The organism is Microcoleus sp. (assembly GCF_049646505.1).
In the GTDB taxonomy this organism is placed as follows: Bacteria; Cyanobacteriota; Cyanobacteriia; order Cyanobacteriales; family Microcoleaceae; genus Microcoleus.
In genome coordinates, this window is the sequence record NZ_JBARVX010000295.1 from 1 (window position 1) to 19,070 (window position 19,070).

Annotated in this window: 20 protein-coding genes; 11 read left to right on the forward strand and 9 right to left on the reverse strand. The window is 46.3% G+C overall.

Annotated features, from left to right (window positions below; translation table 11 throughout):
* From WBA89_RS15560 to malQ, 5 genes are all read left to right on the forward strand, one after another.
* Positions 1-1,040 (forward strand): hypothetical protein (locus WBA89_RS15560; RefSeq protein ID WP_424407922.1); only part of this gene is annotated, 1,040 nt, incomplete at its 5' end.
* 40 nt (positions 1,041-1,080) lie between these two features.
* Positions 1,081-1,542, forward strand: coding sequence for a hypothetical protein (locus WBA89_RS15565; protein ID WP_373536392.1), 462 nt, complete (start codon positions 1,081-1,083; stop codon positions 1,540-1,542).
* A 775-nt stretch (positions 1,543-2,317) separates the two neighbouring features.
* Entirely contained in the window at positions 2,318-3,076 is a 759-nt protein-coding gene (locus WBA89_RS15570; protein WP_424407924.1) for a MinD/ParA family ATP-binding protein, read from the forward strand.
* A 198-nt stretch (positions 3,077-3,274) separates the two neighbouring features.
* Positions 3,275-3,400 (forward strand): photosystem II protein Y, encoded by a 126-nt coding sequence (locus WBA89_RS15575; protein ID WP_424407927.1) that lies wholly within the window; start codon positions 3,275-3,277, stop codon positions 3,398-3,400.
* Positions 3,401-4,251: 851 nt separating this feature from the next.
* Positions 4,252-5,760: a 4-alpha-glucanotransferase gene (gene malQ / locus WBA89_RS15580; protein WP_424407929.1), complete on the forward strand. Its 1,509-nt coding sequence runs from the start codon at positions 4,252-4,254 to the stop codon at positions 5,758-5,760.
* A 35-nt stretch (positions 5,761-5,795) separates the two neighbouring features.
* Here the strand turns inward: malQ and WBA89_RS15585 are convergent, their stop codons facing one another.
* The 3 genes from WBA89_RS15585 to WBA89_RS15595 form a co-directional block, all read right to left on the reverse strand.
* Positions 5,796-5,951, reverse strand: a complete 156-nt coding sequence (locus WBA89_RS15585; protein ID WP_424407931.1) for a hypothetical protein — start codon at positions 5,949-5,951, stop codon at positions 5,796-5,798.
* 197 nt (positions 5,952-6,148) lie between these two features.
* On the reverse strand, positions 6,149-7,030 hold the full coding sequence (locus WBA89_RS15590) for a helix-turn-helix domain-containing protein (protein ID WP_424407933.1): 882 nt from the start codon (positions 7,028-7,030) through the stop codon (positions 6,149-6,151).
* The gene (locus WBA89_RS15595; protein ID WP_424407935.1) at positions 7,027-7,821 is read right to left on the reverse strand and encodes a pseudouridine synthase; all 795 of its coding nucleotides are present in this window, start codon (positions 7,819-7,821) and stop codon (positions 7,027-7,029) included. The genes WBA89_RS15590 and WBA89_RS15595 overlap by 4 nt, the downstream gene beginning before the upstream one ends.
* A 432-nt stretch (positions 7,822-8,253) precedes the next feature.
* On the opposite strand from WBA89_RS15595, the gene WBA89_RS15600 reads away from it, so the two are divergent.
* The gene (locus tag WBA89_RS15600) at positions 8,254-9,045 is read left to right on the forward strand and encodes a DUF2993 domain-containing protein (protein ID WP_424407937.1); all 792 of its coding nucleotides are present in this window, start codon (positions 8,254-8,256) and stop codon (positions 9,043-9,045) included.
* A 60-nt stretch (positions 9,046-9,105) separates the two neighbouring features.
* Here WBA89_RS15600 and WBA89_RS15605 read toward each other — a convergent pair whose 3' ends face one another.
* From WBA89_RS15605 to WBA89_RS15620, 4 genes are all read right to left on the reverse strand, one after another.
* Positions 9,106-9,333 (reverse strand): hypothetical protein, encoded by a 228-nt coding sequence (locus tag WBA89_RS15605; protein WP_424407939.1) that lies wholly within the window; start codon positions 9,331-9,333, stop codon positions 9,106-9,108.
* Between the two features lie 14 nt (positions 9,334-9,347).
* The gene (locus WBA89_RS15610; protein WP_424407941.1) at positions 9,348-10,265 is read right to left on the reverse strand and encodes a phosphatidate cytidylyltransferase; all 918 of its coding nucleotides are present in this window, start codon (positions 10,263-10,265) and stop codon (positions 9,348-9,350) included.
* 434 nt (positions 10,266-10,699) lie between these two features.
* Positions 10,700-11,293 (reverse strand): precorrin-6Y C5,15-methyltransferase subunit CbiT, encoded by a 594-nt coding sequence (gene cbiT / locus WBA89_RS15615; RefSeq protein ID WP_424407943.1) that lies wholly within the window; start codon positions 11,291-11,293, stop codon positions 10,700-10,702.
* Between the two features lie 121 nt (positions 11,294-11,414).
* Positions 11,415-13,001 (reverse strand): aminotransferase class I/II-fold pyridoxal phosphate-dependent enzyme, encoded by a 1,587-nt coding sequence (locus WBA89_RS15620; RefSeq protein WP_424407945.1) that lies wholly within the window; start codon positions 12,999-13,001, stop codon positions 11,415-11,417.
* A gap of 348 nt (positions 13,002-13,349) precedes the next feature.
* Between WBA89_RS15620 and WBA89_RS15625 the strand changes: the two genes are divergently transcribed.
* The 3 genes from WBA89_RS15625 to WBA89_RS15635 all read left to right on the forward strand — a co-directional run bounded on the left by WBA89_RS15625 (position 13,350) and on the right by WBA89_RS15635 (position 15,310).
* Complete coding sequence (locus tag WBA89_RS15625) at positions 13,350-13,574, forward strand: gamma-aminobutyric acid A receptor, epsilon-like protein (protein WP_424407947.1); 225 nt, start codon at positions 13,350-13,352, stop codon at positions 13,572-13,574.
* 258 nt (positions 13,575-13,832) lie between these two features.
* Positions 13,833-14,924: a redox-regulated ATPase YchF gene (gene ychF, locus WBA89_RS15630; RefSeq protein ID WP_424407949.1), complete on the forward strand. Its 1,092-nt coding sequence runs from the start codon at positions 13,833-13,835 to the stop codon at positions 14,922-14,924.
* A 20-nt stretch (positions 14,925-14,944) separates the two neighbouring features.
* Complete coding sequence (locus WBA89_RS15635) at positions 14,945-15,310, forward strand: phage holin family protein (RefSeq protein WP_424407951.1); 366 nt, start codon at positions 14,945-14,947, stop codon at positions 15,308-15,310.
* Between the two features lie 225 nt (positions 15,311-15,535).
* On the opposite strand, the gene WBA89_RS15640 is transcribed toward WBA89_RS15635, so the two are convergent.
* Together WBA89_RS15640 and WBA89_RS15645 are read right to left on the reverse strand one after the other, a co-directional pair.
* Positions 15,536-15,997, reverse strand: a complete 462-nt coding sequence (locus WBA89_RS15640; RefSeq protein ID WP_333379814.1) for a DUF3531 family protein — start codon at positions 15,995-15,997, stop codon at positions 15,536-15,538.
* 15 nt (positions 15,998-16,012) lie between these two features.
* A complete protein-coding gene (locus WBA89_RS15645; protein ID WP_424407954.1) occupies positions 16,013-17,032 on the reverse strand; it encodes a Sll0314/Alr1548 family TPR repeat-containing protein in 1,020 nt (339 codons plus the stop codon).
* A gap of 361 nt (positions 17,033-17,393) precedes the next feature.
* Between WBA89_RS15645 and WBA89_RS15650 the strand changes: the two genes are divergently transcribed.
* Both WBA89_RS15650 and rsmG read left to right on the forward strand, forming a co-directional pair.
* Positions 17,394-18,065: an ABC transporter ATP-binding protein gene (locus WBA89_RS15650; RefSeq protein ID WP_424407956.1), complete on the forward strand. Its 672-nt coding sequence runs from the start codon at positions 17,394-17,396 to the stop codon at positions 18,063-18,065.
* A gap of 463 nt (positions 18,066-18,528) precedes the next feature.
* Positions 18,529-19,070 (forward strand): 16S rRNA (guanine(527)-N(7))-methyltransferase RsmG (gene rsmG, locus WBA89_RS15655; protein WP_424407958.1); only part of this gene is annotated, 542 nt, incomplete at its 3' end.

Genomic DNA, 19,070 nt, shown 5'->3' on the forward strand with positions numbered 1-19,070 from the left:
GAGGGTTTGACCCGAAGAAAACTACTCCGCAGGTGAATGATGTGCCGAAATTTGGGGATGCGCCGCGGTTGACTAAGGCTCCGAAGGGGGATGTGCCTGTGGATTTGGTGAAGCCTCCGAAGCCGAGCAAGGATATCTGGACACCACCACCTCGTACTGTTAAAGAGCTTGAGTCAGAGAAGGTAATTAATGGAGATGGCTATTTTAATATAAATAGCCCTAAAAAAGACAGCCCTTGGGACAAATTTTTGGCAAAGTTGCGTAGATTTATCAAAAGGTTGTTAGAGCTATCTCAACAAGGCAAGCAAGCTGTTATAGAATTTTTAGGTGGGCTTCTTTACTACTATCTCAAGAATAATGGAGCTTTACTTCAACCTTTCACTGACCTTCTGATACCGGGAGGGGCACAAGCACGAGACAAACTGGAAAAACTCTTACAAAAGAGTAAAGCAGCTCAAGCAGGAAGAGGTACTGCTGATTTAATCGGAATTTTGCAAGGAATAGCGGAAATTTTGTTTGGAGCTGGTGGTAGTATTGGAGGTGGTTTGACAGGAAACCCCGCACTGGTTGCCGTAGGATTGGGATCGCTAGCACATGGACTCAGTTTAGTGGGAGTTAGCGCCCAAGATCTATCTAATCTGATAGTTCAGGTTCTTCAAAGTAATTCCGGTCAGAATCCTTGGGATGATGTTTCCGATGAGGATTTGGAAGAATTTTTAGGAGACAGTAATCCCGCCTATGAGTATCTAAATACTCGTTCATGGCATCCAGGTGGTTCTGCAACACCAGAAATTTCTGTAAAACAACATTTTAAGAATCATGGTGCTGAGGTAGGTGCAAATAATCTGGAAGAATATATTCAGCTAGCAGAGCAGTTTAAACAAGTAGTTTTGAATGACAGAAGAATCCAAGGACGTCTTATAAGTGGAGCCACACCAAATGTTTCGAGGTATGAATCAGGAGGCAAATATATTGATTTAGTAGATTTAGGTCAGGGAAGATATGGTATAATCTCTTTTGGTAACGTTTGGCACCGTTGATTAAATCAATTTTTAATATGATAAGGAGGCTTGTTCTAATATGGCACTAGAACATAGATTTTTTTGCTTAAAAAAAGGAGAAGTGAGTTATACACAGTGCATGAATTATTATGGAATGGAGTTTGAAGTCAGTATTCACGATGATATAATGCGGTACATTAATGATACTCTAATGTGGATACCGTGTACTCATCTTTCAGTTCCATATCAAAAGAAGACCAACGGATTATCGCTTTATGGTATTACAATTATTCACCAAGAAAATGCTGAAATGTTTTATCATGTATTCGAGTCATGGTATCGCTTATTTTCAAAAGCTCCTGATAGATTTCAGCTTTATGGAGGAATAATTATAGAAGGTGACAGAACGGTTTCAAGTCCACCAAAAGTTCACAATATCGAAGTTGAGCGAGACTTACTGCTTGAAAAGCTGCGAATTTTGCTCAATTATGCCGATCGGGTAATTGAGGGTGAATTCTTTATTTTGCATCTTGGTATTTAGTGAGAGTATTGTCATAAATATCAGTTCCAGTTACGAGAGATGGTGGAGCGAAACAACAATCAAGTCTGAATTTTTAAATTGCGGGCGATCGTACACAGGGTAAAATTTGCCTTGGGGCGATGGACCGGGGAAGACAAGTCATTTTGTGCGATCGAATTATTATCAATATTTTCACCAGAAAAGGAGCTCGACTTTACGGGCGATCGCTCTTATGCTCTGATTTTTGTGTAATATGCCTCCTGGGGACGATCCTCCGTTTTGTGAAAGTGCGATCGACACGATAATAATTATCGATTATTTCAAGTCTAAACCTGCGAACATTCCTCAGATTACGATACTGCGCCCATCGCGGCTATCGCCCGAACATCTCACAGAATAGTTAAAAAAGATTGCTCCACAAATTCTGACGAAAATCCAGTTTTAACTCTCGAAAAAACCATCTAAACAAGACAAAGAAGTACAGGTAAAATCCGGCTTTGTAGCGGTGAGAGCAAGGTGGGGCAAGAGAACGGTCAAATGCTGGGGTGGAAAGATGCAAAATTTGAGTCAATAACTTTGAAAAAACTTGGGACAATGCGACTGTCAAGCTCAAGCTTTGTTTGATTCGACTGATGCTTAAAAGGCTTGTATTCTCTTCTGAGATGTCAAATGGGTTTTATACGGGACATAAATCATCAACCTGTCTGTATAAAAATATAGGATAATAAAGAGTTTCAAAGTCAATCAATGACTAGACTTAAATAGATAATTGTTCAATCTTTGCAATACGCATATCATGTCCAAAATCATCTCTGTCCACTCTTATCGGGGCGGCACTGGCAAATCGAACACGACTGCAAACCTGGCATCTATTATCGCTCGCGGCGGAAATCGGGTCGCCATTGTAGACACAGATATTCAATCGCCGGGGATTCACGTACTGTTCGGTTTCAGCGAGAGCAACATGGAGCGCTCCCTGAACGATTACCTGTGGGGCCGATGTCCGATCGCCGAAACGGCCTACAATGTCAGTGAGTTGATACCAAATTTAGCCAATAACGGCAACCTCTTCCTAATTCCTTCGAGCATTAAAGCAGGGGAAATAGCGCGAGTTTTGCGCGAAGGCTACGACGTGGGACTGCTTACCGACGGCTTTCAAGAACTGATAGACGTTCTGAACTTAGACTACCTATTTATCGACACGCACCCCGGGCTCAACGAAGAAACCCTGCTCAGCATCACCATTTCCGACATTTTGCTGCTGATTCTGCGTCCGGACCAGCAAGATTTTCAGGGGACGGCTGTTACGGTAGATGTGGCCCGGAAATTAGAAGTACCCAAGATTTTGATGACTATCAACAAAGCCCCAGAATCTCTGGATTTTGAGGATTTGAAGCAGCAAGTAGAGAGTATTTATAACATCCCAGTTGCAGGGGTGCTGCCCCACAGCGACCAGATGATGCTGCTCGCTAGCAAGGGGGTGTTTGCGCTCCAATTCCCTAATGACCCTCTAACTAAGGTGGTGGAAGGGATTGCCAAACAGATTGTAGGATAATTGGTGTGGCGGGGGTCGGCCCGGATGCAATAGTTTCGAGCTCCATGCTTGCGAAACGATGTCCCCGATTGCGCCGGCGAGTGCCGGGGAGAAACTTTCACTCGCGACAATATTTGCTTGAAGAGTAAGGAGAATGGCGACAAAATGAGATACAAATAGATTATGAGAATTTGTTAAAAAACTTTAGGAGGAGCACTCATGGATTTTGACTGGCGCATACTAATAGTATTGATGCCCGTCTTGTTGGCGGGAGGCTGGGCTGCTTACAACGTAGGCGCTATAGCTCTCAAACAAGCGCAGAAATTGTTCAACAAGCAAACTTAAACTCAGCATCTTCACCGGTAATTTCGCAGCCGACTGTTTCTTGAGATACAAAAAACAGTCGGTCTCTTTGTGCGCTGGCTCAAGAAGAGCGATGGCTGATGCGATTGGCGAATGACTTACTGCATAGTGTTTTGGAGTTTGGGCAAAGCAGTCGCATCCTTTGCTGGGAAGTTGTTTGACTTAAAGTCATTTTTTGTAGCGGTGCTTGTTAAAGTGCAATGCACCAAACGGATTGTTTCGAGCCACCGTCATTTAACTCGTCATTTAACTTGCGAGTCCCACTACGGGTTGTCTCGCTCACCTTTAAGGTAAATTTGGCTGTATTCATGCTGCCACTCGATGTTCCAAGCAATTGCCCAAAAAATGTCAAGCCGTCCTCAAAGGGCGAAGTTTATACTCAATTTCCTGATGATTTTTGGCTTTGAGGGCAATTTACGACTCTAGAGAGATTCGGTGCAAGTCAGAGAACATTTATATTCAAGGCTTGTGCAGAAACCGGTTGCGATCGACCAAAATATTTAGTAGCAAGCGCTCCAGGGTAATATAACCCAATTGCCTGCAATAGGCGAATTCAATAATTCTCGCTTCGCAGCCTCGCTTGCTGTTTGCAGGCTTTTTAGAATTCGTCTATTGCAGGCAAGGGCGTAAGTGAAGAGCTTGATGTTTTCGGCTCAGGTCAGCAATTGTGATGAGATGGTGATAAAAATATTTAGCAAGTACGTTCCTGCTGAAAATATGAGACAATCGCAAAAGTATTTGCCCTGAAAATAGCCCTCAAAACTGCGAAGTTTTACCATCAGGGACTATCGGTCAAATTCTCAATGTTGAACTCCTATATCTTTAGATAGATTATGCTTTTTCCCCGATCGAGCGGCATTTTACTCCACCCAACATCCTTTCCCAGCCGATTCGGCATTGGGGACATGGGCATAGAAGCATATAAGTTTATTGACTTTTTAGTAGAGAGCGACCAGCAATACTGGCAGATATTGCCGCTGGGCCCTACTGGTTACGGCAATTCTCCTTATTCGTGCTATTCAGCAATGGCCGGAAATCCGATGATGCTGAGCCCGGAAATTCTGCGGGACGAGCAATTGCTGTCCGATGAAGATTTAGATAGTTTGCCGGAATTTGGGCTGGATACAGTAGAATTCGATCGGGCGATCGCGCACAAAGTACCTCTGCTCAAAAAAGCCTGCGAAAACTTCAAAGCGAAAGCATCGCCGCTGCAGCAAAAAGAATTCTCGGGTTTTTGCCAGACCAAAGCGCTTTGGCTGGAAGATTATGCCTTATTTATGGCACTAAAAGACAGATTCAACGGTTCTAGCTGGCACACTTGGGAACCAGAAATTGCCCGACGCAAACCGGAGGCGCTGGACAAGTGGCGGCAGCAGCTAAATACTGAGATTTATTACTACAAGTACGTCCAGTTCGAGTTTTTCCGCCAGTGGTCAGAGTTGAAGCGCTATGCAAACCTGCGCGACATTAAAATTATTGGCGACATTCCGATTTATGTAGCTCACGACAGCGCGGATGTGTGGTCGAATCCCAACTTATTCTGCTTGGATGAAGCAAGCGGAGAACCAGCTTTAATGGCGGGAGTTCCCCCGGATTATTTCAGCGCCACAGGTCAATTGTGGGGCAACCCGGTATACAATTGGGAGGCGCTGCAAGCAAATAATTTTGAGTGGTGGGTGCAGCGTTTTGAAGCGCTTTTTGAATATGTAGATGTGAGCCGGATCGACCACTTTCGAGGATTTGACGCTTACTGGGCGGTGAAGCGCGGGCAGGATACTGCGATGGAGGGAGAGTGGATTAAGGCACCGGGAACGGCTTTGTTTGAGGTAATTAATCAAAAGTTTGGGAACTTGCCGATTATTGCTGAGGATTTGGGGCTAATTACTCCTGAAGTGGAAGCTTTGCGCGATCGGTTCGAGTTTCCGGGTATGAAGATTTTGCAGTTTGCTTTCGGCGCGGGCACTGAAGATCCTTTTTGGCCTTTCAATTACGATCGCAACTGCGTAGTGTACACCGGCACCCACGACAACGACACGACTGTCGGCTGGTTCAATCAACTCCAACAGTACGAAAAAGATGAGGTTTTGCGTTATTTTGGCTGCATCGATCCCCAAGGAATTCACTGGTCTTTAATTCGCATGGGTTGGACTTCGGTTGCTAATTTGGCAGTTGTGCCGTTTCAAGATTTGTTGGGTTTGGCTACCGACGCGCGGATGAATTTTCCGGGGAAAGCTGAGGGAAATTGGGGCTGGCGGTATCGGCGCGAAGCTTTGAATTGGGAGGTGCGCGATCGGCTCAAAACTATGACTTACATCAGCAGGCGCGCTCCCAATAAAAATTGATCGTGGGGAATGGGTAATATCAATTCCGGTTGCACTCATGCCGGAATTGTTGGCTGTTGACTGTTGACTGTTGACTGTTGACTGGCGGGTCGAAAAACTGAATGGTTGAGTGCTAACTGTTGACTCGATTTTATGATTCCGATGCAACCGAAAACGATATAATTGGGCATCGGGGATTGGGCATCGGGCATGGTTATTTGTGATTAGAAAAACTACTAACTATTGCCGATTACCCATCCCCCATTCCCGATGCCTCATCTCAAATCCTCTCTTCATCGGAATAGTAAATTCACTGTTGACTGTTGACTGTTAACTGTTAACTGTTAACCGTTAACAGTTAACAGTTAACATCATGTTTGAGTGCAACCGGAATTGAGATCGGGCCCGATCAACCTTGATTTTTGGTCTCGACTGAAGGCTTGAGTTCGTCTGCTTTAAAAACAAGTTCTTTTGCGACTCCAGGGGCTCCGAGCAGTTCGGGTTGTCCGTTATTAACCGCAATCATTACTCCGCCGGCGTTACCCGCTACAACTACCAATTTGCGATCGGCCTCCCAGGTGCGTACAGTCCCGGTCGGCAAAATTCCCTCAAATTCTGTTTTGCCATCGACTTCAATTTGCATCCAAGAATCTGCATTAAAAGTGAGGCTGACCATCACTGGTTTATTGCTAGATTTATCTGATTTTTGACCGGTTCTTGCTGCTTCGACAGCCGCGTAACCATCAGGTTTCTGATTTTTTGAGGCGCTAGACGGTGAGGCTGCTAAACGAGCTTGTTCTTGCCGGTCGAGGGCTAGTTCTTCGGTTCCCGCACCATTTTTTGGTGTCGCAGAACTGTCCATCAATTGAGATAAGCCGTTGACCGAACAGATAATTAGAAATGTGTAAAAAAGGTAGAGGTGCATCGGGCGCAACTGAGGCTTATTTTGCCAGGACAGCTTGGTTCTCGATCGCGCCGGCGGTTCGATCTGGAAAAAGTCAGCAAACTGATTGCCGTCCAAACCCATTGCTTCGGCGTAGCGCTTGATCAAACCTTGAGTGTAGACCGGTTCGGGGAGTTGGTCTAGTTGACCGTCCTCGATGGCTTGCAGCAGATTCCGCCGAATCATTGTTACCACGGCTACTTTGTCCAAAGAAATCGACTGCTGTTCGCGGTACTCGCGGAGTTGAGCCCCTATTTCCGCTAGCTTTTTCTGAGGTGGTTCGGGTTCTTGGGAGTGCAGTTTCTGCTTAGTTGTTTTGAAGAATAAAAAAAATAAATTCTTTGTCATATGCTGTGCTCCTCGAGATTTACTGGCACGCTTATTGATGTTAGGTTGACTAGATTCCATAAAAAAATAATTTCTGAATCTTCTAGGGGTCGGTAGCTGCCGGGTGGCAATATTGGCGAGCCTGGTGGCTGCAATTGAATTGGGCCAATGGCTGTGCGGTGCAGGCGTACCACGGGATGTCCCAACTGCTCGGCGGTGCGCCGAATCTGTCGGTTTCTTCCTTCTGATAGAATTACTTCTAACAGAGTTTGGTCTGGCGCGCGATCGATAATTTTAACTTTTGCCGGCAAAGTCTTTCTGCCGGACAGGATGATGCCCTGACGCCACGCTTGCAGTATGGGTTCCGGGGGATCGCCCCGCACCCAAACTTGATAAGTTTTGGCGATCGAGTGACGCGGATGGGTCAAACAAAATGTCAGCTTACCATTATTGGTGAGCAATAGAGCGCCGGTGGAATCTGCATCTAAGCGTCCTACGGGGTGAATGCCTTGACCATAGCGCAGTTTTGGTGGCAATAAGTCGAGAACTTTCGATCGGGCTCTGGGATCGCTGCAAGTAGAAACTACACCTGCGGGTTTGTTGAGCAACAGATAGACACAAGCGGGTCGATCCGTTGGTTTCACCGCGACTCCATCGACTTCGATGAAATCGCGATCGGGATTTGCTTTTTGTCCTAAGCGAGCAATATTGCCATTAACTCTGACTCGTCCAGCGACAATCATCTGTTCTGCCAGACGGCGAGAGGCAATGCCCCACTGGGCGAGAATTTTTTGCAGCCTTTCATCAGACATGACGGGAATGTGGCAACCGCCAACGCAGGAGCGTTGGGGGAGGAAATACGACAGGTTTAGATGGATTTAACCTTACTACCAATGTTGAATTCCTAGCGGGGAATAAATTCTAATGCTGAGCAATCCTTGCAGGGCGTTGCGCCCGGTGTAGATTGTCCTTATCGCATAACCCTGAATGTGTTGTGCAACAACTACGAGGCAAAGAATCGCCGCAGGCCCAGAGTGCGCCGTTAGTTTGCTGTTAATTTGAGAGCTGTTGGTCTGACCCGACCATAGACCAACACTACCATAAATCCCGTACACCAGGTGAATTTTATACGCTCGATCGCGAAATTCGCCTCAATTGCCACAAACTGGGTCGATCGCAGACCGGTGCGAGTCCCGTTAAATTTCTGTGCTTGAATATTTAAGGTTTATATTTTGAAATTGTTTATGACTGTCGATCGCAACTCACTTCAATTTGACAATCAATCTGGCGCTGCTAGCTCTGGTGGGACTGCTAATCTCGCCGATGGGCACGGGACACCGCCACAAGGTGGAGGCAGCCGGATCGCGAGCTCGGTGCTGTCTCCGGCGGTGCAGTTGTGGCTGCGATCGCAAGTTCAGCAGGTTGACGAGTTGAAGGTGAAAATTGAGGGGAGCGATCGACAAATCTTCAGCGGTGCGATCCCCAAAGTAACGGCGGCCGCCCGCAGTGCTGTGTATAAAGGATTACATCTCACAGAAGTTGCCATAGAAGGCTGTGGCATTCGCATCAACCTCGGTCAAGCTCTCAAAGGCAAGCCCCTGCGCCTGCTCGAATCCGTTCCCGTCACCGGCGTTTTGAGGCTCGCTCAACCGGATTTGAATGCGTCCCTGAAAGCACCTTTGCTGGCTGATGCTTTGAGCGAATTTTTGCTGCCAATGTTACCGCTGACAGATAGCGAAAAATCTCTGAAATTGGAAGATTCTCAGATAAAAATTGAGGCCGGGAAGTTGACGCTTTCGGCGACAATTTTGCGCGCTGGCGGTAGCCAAATTCCTTTGGTGTTGCGGACTGGTTTGCGGATTGCCAGCCGTCGGGACTTGATGTTTGAAGCACCAGAAATTGAAGTCGATGGAGAATTAAAGAGCAGTGATTTCCATGATTTTAAAATTGATTTCGGGCCGGAAGTTGAGATTGAGGAGTTGATTTTGAGTCCGGGGGAGATGGTTTGTCGGGGTGGAATTAGGGTTTTGCCTTAGTTAGTTAACTGTTGATTGTTGACTGTTGACTGTTGACTGTTGACTGTTGACTGTTGATTGTTAACTGTTAACTGTTAACTGTTGACTGTTGACTGTTGACTGTTGACTGTTGACTGTTGACTGTTGACTGTTAACTGTTGACTGTTGACTGTTGACTGTTGACTGTTGACGGTTGGCTGTTGACTGCAAGCCCGATGCCCAATTCCCGATGCTTTTAGGCCCGATGCTTTTAGGCCCAATTCCCAATTCCCAATCCCCAATTCCCAATTCCCAATTCCCAATTCCCAATTCCCAATTCCCAATTACCGATTAATTAAAAAAGAGTCGATCGCCGGTAACAGCAAAGTCACAAAATAGTAGACTAAGGGTGCGGTAAAAACATAACTGTCAGTGCGATCGAGAATGCCGCCGTGACCGGGGATCAACTGTCCCGAATCCTTAACCCCCGCATCTCGCTTCATCATCGACTCAGTTAAATCTCCCAACAAACTAGCAACCCCAATCAACAAACCAAAAACAGCCCCAGTATAGGGCCACCCAGGCCATTGTAAATACCAAGACCCGGCGACGGCGACGGCGATGCTGCCGCAAACGCCAAATACGGCACCTTCAACGGTTTTTTTGGGGCTGATGTGGGAGAGGCTGGTGCGGCCGAAGAATTTGCCGACAAAATAAGCCCCAATGTCAGCGGCCCAAATGCAGAAGAAAGCCAGCAGCAGCGAAGTCAATCCTAAAGATATGCTGCTGGAATTTGTCCAAGACTGTGACGGATAAATATTAACGGGCAAACTGCTGGCTACTGTTTGCGAAAATTGGGTTGTAGCAAGATTTTCCGGATCGAGGCCGACTCGCAGCCGCACCCAGTAGCTGGGCAAATAGCCGCCGTAGAACAATCCTAAAATAGAAGCGGCAATATCGGCGATCATCGATATTTTAGGTCGGAATAACAGGTAGAAACAGATTAAGGTTCCGGCTAGGGGGAACATCGCGTCTACAAATTGCGGTGCCAGGGCGGCAGTGATTAGCAGGCCTTGACTGACAGCTAAGGTAGTTTTGGCTGCGGGTGCAATGCCTTTAGCTCTGGCTAACTGAAAATATTCCAATTGACCGAGGTAGACGATGACTCCAAAACCGAGGGTGAAGTACCATCCCCCCATAATAATCATTCCCAAAGCAAGGGCGATCGCAACTATTCCACTTAAAATACGAGACCAAGGCATAGAATAAATTTCTCACAGCAGACGGCAGGTCAGTCGATTTTAGATTTTAGATTTTAGATTTTAGATTTAGTCCACAGATGAATCTGGGGGTTGGAACTATGGTCTAAAATTTTGTTTTTTGGGCGGGCTCGGTCGATTTGGGATGCAAGGATGCAAGGATGGTTAAGGTACAGGTTCGTCCCCCATCCTCAATCGGCGATCCAAAATTTCAACTCAGGCGATCGCTCCAGCTAAGGTCGGCCTTATTATAAGTATTATGAACGTTAAGCGAACGTAAAAAAGGTTAAGAATTGCATTTAATGTTTGATTCTCAGTGATACAGCCTCCGGGCCCACATCACCATCTTTGATGTGGTGTGGGAATATCTCCGTCTAATGACTGACGACTAATGACTAATGACTAATGACTAATGACTAATGACTAATGACTAATGACTAATCCAGCTTTTCGCCGCTGAGAATGAAAATGGGATTGACGGCGGCAAAGGTTTGACTGAGGCCGCGAGTTTCCAAACGGTTGACGGCGGACTGGACTACTTCGATGTTGCGGACTTGCAACTCGGCGAAGCTTTCGGAAAGGGCGTAAAGATTTTCTAAATTCGATGCTGTGGCGACAACTCGACCGCGGGGCTGCAAGTACCGCCAGACTTCCTTGAGAATCATTTTAATGGGGCGACCTCCTTCGATGCAGACTCGGTGGGGGGGTTGGGGCAGATTTTCGAGGCATTCCGGGGCACTGCCTTCTACGACTTCTACGTTGTCGAGCTCGAATCGATCGCAATTTCTGCGAATCAAGCTGGCTACTTCTTCGTCCCTTTCGACGGCGATAATCCGACCTTTGGGACAAAGCAAACCTGTTTCTACAGCAATTGTACCAGTACCTGCACCGATGTCCCAAACTAATGAATCTGCTTGCAGTCGCAGGTGGGAGAGTAACAGCAGTCGGACTTCTCGCTTACTCATGGGAATTCCCGGTAAACGTTCAAATAAGTCATCGGGAATACCAGGAGTGACGTAGGGCCAAAGCATAGTTTGATTTTAAATAGAAGGCAGTTGTCAGTTGTCAGTTGGTAGTTGTCAGTTGTCAGTTTGGCAGTTGGCAACCCCAAGGGAGGAAAGCACTATTTGCTACTTTCGATCTCCTTCATATTTACTGTCGCACAACCTTGAGGGTTTGGAGGCTTCTATCGCTGCAACCTGTGATTTTTCCGCCGGCGGCAAGGATTTGTTGCAGGTAGTCAAGGGCTTGTGGGGTAATGATTTCACCGGGCATCAAAACTGGTATTCCTGGGGGATAAGGACAGATGAGTTCGGCGCACAGGCGATCGACCGCTTGGTCTACTGCTACCGTTTCCGCCGGGGAAAAGAAGGCCTCGCGGGGCGAGAGTGGGGGTGAGGGAAATCGGGGGAAGGAGAGATTCTCGTCTTCTTTCTGACTTCTTCCATCTAATTGAGATGTTGCACCATTTTCAAGAACAGGCAAGATGCCTGTTCCACAAAGAGTGAATTTGATTGTGGGGAGTAGGGGTTGGGCATCTTGCCCGCCCATAAAAGACTTATTGACAATTGTGTCAGATGTGACTTTTAAAAGCGCAAAAGCTTTAACTAGATTTTCAATATCTGATTCTGTATTCCCCAAACTGATAATAAATGTGAGATGTTGCGGCATGGGAAGTTCTGCTGTGACTGCGAGTTCCGAGTGCATGATTTCATCTGCGACAAATCCTGTGATGCCTAAATCGGATACTTTTACTGTTAGTCTCGTTCTGTCTAATGCGGCACAACCGGGCGTGTTTGATGGTTCTAAAACTGATAAGCCGGGAATTTGATTGAGACGATCGCGCGCTTTGTCTGCTAATAGTAAGGTTTGAGCCATTAATTCTTTGCCGTGGAGGGCGATTTGTTGGCGGGCGGCGTCTAATGATGCTAACAATAAGTAGCTGGGACTGGTGGATTGTACTAGCTGCAATGCTCGATCGAGTTTTTGGATATTTATACGATCGCCCTTGACGTGCAGCATTGATGCTTGTGTCATTGCACCGAGGGTTTTGTGGATTGATTGTACCGTTAAATCGGCCCCGGCTGATAGGGCCGGTTCTGGTAAATTTGGGTGAAAGTTAAAGTGCGCGCCGTGGGCTTCGTCTGCTAATAACGGGATGTTGTATTGATGGGTAATTTGGGCGATCGCCCGCAAATCCCCGCAAACGCCGTGATAGGTTGGGTAGACGACCATTACTGCTTTCGCGTCGGGATGTTGTTCTAGGGCTGCTGCTGTGGCTTCTGGGGTGATGCTGTTGGCAATATCCCAATCCGGGTTGTATTCTGGATTGACAAAAATCGGAATTGCGCCGGACAAGATTAAACCTGAAATCGCCGATGAGTGGATATTTCGAGGTAGGATAATTTTATCGCCGGGGCCGCAAGTTGCTAAGATGGCGGCGATTATTCCGCCAGTCGAACCGTTTGCTAAAAAGCGGGTTGAGTCTGCTGCAAATGCTGCTGCTGCTAATTCTTGAGCTCGCGCAATTGCACCTTCTGGGTTGAAGAGATTGTCTAATTCCGGCAATTCCGGCAAATCCGAGCGAAATACTGCGGCACCGAATAAGTCAATTAGGGGTTGGGAGATGCCTTGTCCGCGTTTGTGTCCGGGGGCGTAGAATGGGCTGTGATGGTGATTTGCCCGATCGCGCAGGGCATCTAATAGCGGTGTTTGTTGTTGAGGGTTTGGTGCTGGCACGCTTAATTTTATTTGTTGTCGTTGATATTTAGTTTAATACCGAAGGCTTAGTTTTAGGCTGGCTTAACAGTTAATTATAGCTCTTTAGATAGATGTGTAATTTATTTTTAATTTAGCATACTTGTACAAGTGCCGTATAAATATTTGATTGACATTGCAGCCGCAGATGTTGGCAGATAAACACAGATGAACGCAGATAAATTCAAGGATTTAATTGGAAACAGGGCAATTAAATTATACGGTAATTAAACAAAGTCACACATTTGTTATTTTTATTTATCAAAAAATGGCTAGAAGTGGCGACAAAATGTTTGAGAAACATCTCTATTAGCTGAGCAAAAAAGTAACATGATTTTTCCCAACTCTACTCCGTTTCCAGGCCCGCAGATTCCCACTACTGAACCGGGGCTGCCGGAAATTCCTTCGTCGCCACCGGTGCCGGGCCCCGTACCCGAACCGATTCCTGGTCCGGTACCTGAACCCATTCCCGCACCGGTGCCGGAACCTGTACCTTCTCCGATTCCTCAAACGGTTCCGGGGCCTATTCCTCAGACAATCCCTGAACCAATCTAAATTATGTTTTAGTGCTTCGGGAAGTTTAACAGAATTTGTCAGGTCGATCGCCCAAACCGATTTTCTCGCAAGTCCCCAATTTGTTGATGGGACAGGGACAGGTTCTGGGCGATATTTTGCGTGACAATTTGTAAACCCTCGAGCCATCGACCTAAAGTTAGAGTTTTAGGTGGGCACAGGCGCGAACATTGGGCGATCGATCTGATATATTGCGGATACTTATGATATTTTGATACAGTGATATGTTTCTAAATAGCTATGCTTACCGCCGGAATTGTCGGACTGCCTAATGTTGGCAAATCTACTTTGTTTAATGCTTTGGTGGCTAATGCCAAGGCGACTGCTGCTAATTTTCCTTTCTGTACGATCGAGCCAAATACGGGTATCGTGGCAGTACCAGACGAACGGTTGAAGGTGCTGAGCGATATTTCCAAATCCGTGCAAACTGTGCCGACGCGGATGGAGTTTGTGGATATTGCGGGTTTGGTGAAGGGTGCGAGTCAGGGGGAAGGACTGGGAAATCAGTTTTTGTCTCACATTCGGGCTGTAGATGCGATCGTCCATGTTGTCCGCTGTTTTGACAATGATGATATCATTCACGTTGCGGGTTCTGTCGATCCCCAGCGAGATATTGACATTATCAATCTCGAATTAATTTTAGCAGATTTAGCTCAAATTGAACGCAGGCTCGATCGCACTCGCAAACAAGCCCGCAACAACAAGGAAGCTCAAGCAGAAGTGGACGTGCTCGAAAAGTTGGTTGTGGTTTTGAATGCAGAAAAACCAGTGCGCCAGTGCAGTTTAACTGACGAAGAAGCTGAATTAGTTAAAGGTTTAGAATTGTTAACAAACAAGCCGATTATCTATGCAGCCAACGTGTCTGAAGACGATTTGGGAACTGGAAATAGCTATGTCGAACAAGTGCGGGAAATAGCAGAAGCAGAAAATGCTAAAGTTGTCATAGTTTCGGCGCAAGTTGAGTCAGAATTGGTAGAGTTGCCAGAAGAAGAACGGGCAGATTTTCTCGAATCTCTCGGCGTGACTGAAGGTGGCTTAAAATCTTTGATTCGAGCTACTTACGAATTATTGGGTTTGCGGACTTATTTCACCAGCGGGCCGAAAGAAACTCGCGCTTGGACGATTATAGCGGGAATGTTAGCACCGCAAGCTGCAGGAGTGATTCACTCGGACTTTGAACGGGGTTTCATCCGGGCCGAAACTGTAGCTTATGAAGATTTGGTTGCTACGGGCGCGATGAAAGCGGCTAAGGAAAAAGGCTTAGTTCGCAGTGAAGGAAAAGAGTATGTTGTACAAGAGGGGGATGTGCTGTTGTTCCTATTTAATGTTTAGTTTTTTCAGGAGATAAGCAAATGGATATCGTTTCGCTGGCAATTGCTTGGTTGGTAACATCGGTGAGCTTTTTTATTCTTTCCAAGTTACCCATCGGGGTGGACATTGACACTTTTGGAAAAGCGATGATTTCGGCGGCAGTTTTTGGATTGCTGAATGCTTTGGTGCGACCGATTTTTATGTTGTTTACTTTTCCAGCTTTGTTGCTAACTTTTGGTTTGTTTATGATTGTTATCAACGCTGCTATCTTTGGATTGGCGGCTTGGCTAGTCGAAGGATTTCGCTTGCGGTGGGGAATTTGGAGTGCTTTGTTGGGCGCTGTAGCACTGGGTTTTATTAACTCTATTCTTTATCAGTTGTTGAGTACGCTGCCAAGCGTGCGGTAGATAGAGAAAGCAACGCGGAAGGGGCGGGTTTATCTGTGTTGTTAGCTATAGCAAATATCCCCGGCAAAACCCGCCCCTAATAACCAATGATATCAAATCCGGTAGCATCGGAATTATTCATATCTCTATTCTCTCTCTCTGTGTCCTCTGTGTTCTCTGCGGTTAAATCATTCCGATGCAACCGGAAACGATATGACCAATGACCAATGACTAATGACTAATGACCTATGATGAATAATTGTCAGGGACAAAAGCGTCTCGACTGCGACTATTTTCCACAGGCCAGTCTGGATGTTCTCCGCCGATAATCAATTCTTCAACCGTCACGAATTCTTTGCTTAGTTGCTGGAAAACATTAATTAAAATATCGATGCCAATAGCGTCGCTAGTCCCTAAATCAAACCAACAGCGAGCCCAAGAACCTTGATACTCCATTTCTCCCATATTGTGCATCAAAGCCATCATGCTTTGGTCGGCTAGATTAACATCGTAATCCATGTCACTAATATCTAAGCCTTCATCTTGAACTTGCAAATTTTCCGCATTAAATCCCCCTAGTTTTCCTAAGAAAAACCAAGAGTCAAATACTTCTTCAACATACTGTTTTTCACCGTTTGAAGGCACGTTGCTAAACTTCAGCCAAATCCAGAGGTCAAAGGGGTTAAACTCGCGAAACTGTACTTTCATGGTGTTTTGGTATTTTTATAGTGGTGGTAAAGCCGTCGGCCCCCAGATGCCACCTGCATCTCTAATTTTATCGCGCATTGGGTCGCAGTTGCGAGATTTGCTGTCGAGACGGTTGCGGGTTTTGCACTGCTGAAAGAAGATTTCGGCTACTAGACTGCGCGGTAATTGGTCTGGTTTGACTAAGGCTGCGTCGAAGTTTTGGCGGGCTTCTTCTAGTAGGGTTTTGTTGATGTCTTTTCCTCTGGCTTGGGAAAACAAGATTTGTGCTTTGAGATAAAGGATTTCTGGATTGTTGGGTGTTTCTGCTAGGGATTTGTTGGCAAATTCTAGGGCGCGATCGTATTTTTTTAAGTCTCGATAGCCTACTGCCATGCCGCGATAAGCTAAGTAGCGGGGCGAGGCTTTTTGTTCGAGTCTTTGAATGGCTTCGCTGGGGTTGGAAAAGGGCAGGTTCGTGGCTAGCATTAAGTCCATGTAGCCTTTAAGCAGGTTGAGTTCTGGGTCGTTGGGAGCTATTTTTTCGGCGGCATCTAGGTATTGAAATACTACTCGCAGTTTGTTGAGCGCTTGGGGCGCGCCTTTGGCTGTTCCTTCTTTTGCTATGGCATTTGCTCCTTCGAGAAAGTGACCGACTGCTGTGTATAGGTTGCCGCGCAAAGGGTTAGTTTTTGTCAATTGTTCGCCTACTTCGCGGGTTTTTTGCGCGTAGGAATTCATCGAGTTGAAGTCTTGCTCGATGTATGATAGGGAGGCTGCCATTGCATAGGCTAGCGGTTCGTTTGGTTCGGCTGATAGTGCTTGTTGAATTTGGGTTTTTGCTTGTTTGTAGTTTCCTTGCTGAAACATTGTTTTGAAGGCTGCTTCGGTGTTGGGCCCGATCGCCTGCTGGTTGCTGCTGCGAAAGGGATCGCCCGCTACTGCGGAGTTAATGCAGAGGCCGAGGACGATCGCACTTGCTCCAAGGGCGATCGCCCCCACAGTCTTTTTGGAACTCAACATCTGCTTGCCAATGGACGCTAAAATAGTTTTCATCATCGTCAATTCTCAAAAAGCAATTGATTGTAAACTGGGAATCTGAAAATTAAAAATTCAGACTTCCGGGCCGCGACTCAAAAATCGATCGGATAATCTTGATTTTTCTTGGCTATTGCTGTATACTCTAATAATGGGAGTGTGAGCATTCATAAAATTTCTGCACATATTTCCATTATCAAATGATAGCATTAAATAATCTAAAAAGCAAGGGGGAAAGCTCAAAAAAAAAGGTCGATTTTTGTAAAGATTTATGTAAAATAATTGTGTGCGATCGGCATCAGCCAGAAAAAGCCTCAACTATTAATAGCAACTGCCAACTGCCAACTGCCAACTGCCAACTAACAACTGCCAACTGCCATTAATGCTTTATCTAAAAAACTTAGTCTATCATCCTACAGCCTGTCCGAATGCTATTCTGAAAAATGTTAACTTAGAACTGCCATCGCAACAAATGGGGCTGATTGTAGGCCGCAGCGGTTCCGGCAAAAGTACCCTCTTAGAAATATTAGCAGGTTTAGCAGAAAAAACTAGCGGCGACATCCGCTGGCGCGAACAAGAATTAACACCGGAACACTTGCAACAGTTAGGAGGTTTAGTGTTCCAGTTTCCCGAAAGGCATTTTTGCGGCGGCACAATTTTAGAAGAATTGCGACTGGGACATCCTGAATTAGGACAAGAACAAATTAACTCAGCGATGGCAGAAGTGGGACTCGGACATTTGCCGCTGCGCGCTTCCCCCCACGCTTTGAGCGGCGGACAACAGCGTCGGGTAGCCCTGGCGGTGCAACTAATTCGGCAGCCGCATTTGCTGCTTTTGGACGAACCGACGGCGGGTTTAGATTGGTCGATGCGCCGGCAGTTGGTAAGCTTGTTGGGTAAGTTGAAAAGTCACTGGACTTTGTTGATTGTCACTCACGATGCTAGCGATTTGTTGGGCGTTGCTGATAAATTTTGGACTTTAGACCACGGGGATTTGCAAGAGGTTGATCGGGCTAAGTTAGAAGCTAAGGAAACGAGTTGTGTGAGTCAGTAGTCAGTTGGCAGTAGTCAGTTGGTAGGGGCGGTGCCCCCGTGCCCGCCCTCTTAGTTGGCAGTAGTCAGTAGTCAGTAGTCATTGGTCATTGGTTATTAGTCGTACCAAATCCGGGTTGGGTATCCCCTTTATCAACCAGTCGGCGTAGGCCGACATCGTTTGTGTAGACGCGGTTTCAACCGCCGAATCATCAAAGGGATATGTTACCCGAATTTAGTATCAGTCATTGGTTATTGGTTATTGGTTATTGGTTATTGGTTATTGGTTATTGGTTATACCAAATCCGGGTTGGGTATCCCCTTTATCAACCAGTCGGCGCAGGCCGACATCGTTTGTGTAGACGCGGTTTCAACCGCCGAATCATCAAAGGGATATGTTATCCGAATCTAGTATCTGTGAAGCATTTTTAGGTATTTTGGAGCGGAGAGAATTTGCAGAGTTTACGAAATAGTAGGAATAGAAGATGAATCAGATGACAGTGCCTGTGTTGCCGGCAATGAATGAATTGTGGCAAAAAACGCTGAATTGGCAGCCGGATGAGTCGCAGCAGCAACAATTTCAGCGGCTTTACGAGTTGATTGTTGAGGGAAATCGTTCCTTGAATTTAACTCGAATTACTGAGCCTGTTGAGTTTTGGGAAAAACATTTGTGGGATTCTCTGCGGGGAATTGCGAGACTGCTGCCACCTAATCAAAATTTGGCGGAAAATAACGATTCTCCCGCCGATCGCCCGTTGAAAGCGATTGATATCGGGACTGGTGGCGGTTTTCCGGGGTTGCCGATCGCGATCGCCCTGCCGGATTTATCTGTCACCTTGCTCGATTCTACTCGTAAGAAAATTACTTTCTTGGATACTGTTTTGCCGTCTTTAGGGATCGCAAATGCTGTGACTTTGCTGGGCAGATCCGATGAAATTGCCCGACAGTTGCCGCACAAACAAGCTTACGATTTAGCTCTTCTGAGGGCTGTTGGAGCCGCTTCTGCGTGTGCTAAATACGCGCTGCC

Bases quoted from the DNA above. Each gene is read 5' to 3' on its own strand.
- WBA89_RS15565 (WP_373536392.1), top strand. From the start codon at position 1,081: ATGGCACTAGAACATAGATTTTTTTGCTTAAAAAAAGGAGAAGTGAGT.
- WBA89_RS15570 (WP_424407924.1), top strand. From the start codon at position 2,318: ATGTCCAAAATCATCTCTGTCCACTCTTATCGGGGCGGCACTGGCAAA.
- WBA89_RS15575 (WP_424407927.1), top strand. From the start codon at position 3,275: ATGGATTTTGACTGGCGCATACTAATAGTATTGATGCCCGTCTTGTTG.
- malQ (WP_424407929.1), top strand. From the start codon at position 4,252: ATGCTTTTTCCCCGATCGAGCGGCATTTTACTCCACCCAACATCCTTT.
- WBA89_RS15585 (WP_424407931.1), bottom strand. From the start codon at position 5,951: ATGCCCGATGCCCAATCCCCGATGCCCAATTATATCGTTTTCGGTTGC.
- WBA89_RS15590 (WP_424407933.1), bottom strand. From the start codon at position 7,030: ATGACAAAGAATTTATTTTTTTTATTCTTCAAAACAACTAAGCAGAAA.
- WBA89_RS15595 (WP_424407935.1), bottom strand. From the start codon at position 7,821: ATGTCTGATGAAAGGCTGCAAAAAATTCTCGCCCAGTGGGGCATTGCC.
- WBA89_RS15600 (WP_424407937.1), top strand. From the start codon at position 8,254: ATGACTGTCGATCGCAACTCACTTCAATTTGACAATCAATCTGGCGCT.
- WBA89_RS15610 (WP_424407941.1), bottom strand. From the start codon at position 10,265: ATGCCTTGGTCTCGTATTTTAAGTGGAATAGTTGCGATCGCCCTTGCT.
- cbiT (WP_424407943.1), bottom strand. From the start codon at position 11,293: ATGCTTTGGCCCTACGTCACTCCTGGTATTCCCGATGACTTATTTGAA.
- WBA89_RS15625 (WP_424407947.1), top strand. From the start codon at position 13,350: ATGATTTTTCCCAACTCTACTCCGTTTCCAGGCCCGCAGATTCCCACT.
- ychF (WP_424407949.1), top strand. From the start codon at position 13,833: ATGCTTACCGCCGGAATTGTCGGACTGCCTAATGTTGGCAAATCTACT.
- WBA89_RS15635 (WP_424407951.1), top strand. From the start codon at position 14,945: ATGGATATCGTTTCGCTGGCAATTGCTTGGTTGGTAACATCGGTGAGC.
- WBA89_RS15640 (WP_333379814.1), bottom strand. From the start codon at position 15,997: ATGAAAGTACAGTTTCGCGAGTTTAACCCCTTTGACCTCTGGATTTGG.
- WBA89_RS15645 (WP_424407954.1), bottom strand. From the start codon at position 17,032: ATGATGAAAACTATTTTAGCGTCCATTGGCAAGCAGATGTTGAGTTCC.
- WBA89_RS15650 (WP_424407956.1), top strand. From the start codon at position 17,394: ATGCTTTATCTAAAAAACTTAGTCTATCATCCTACAGCCTGTCCGAAT.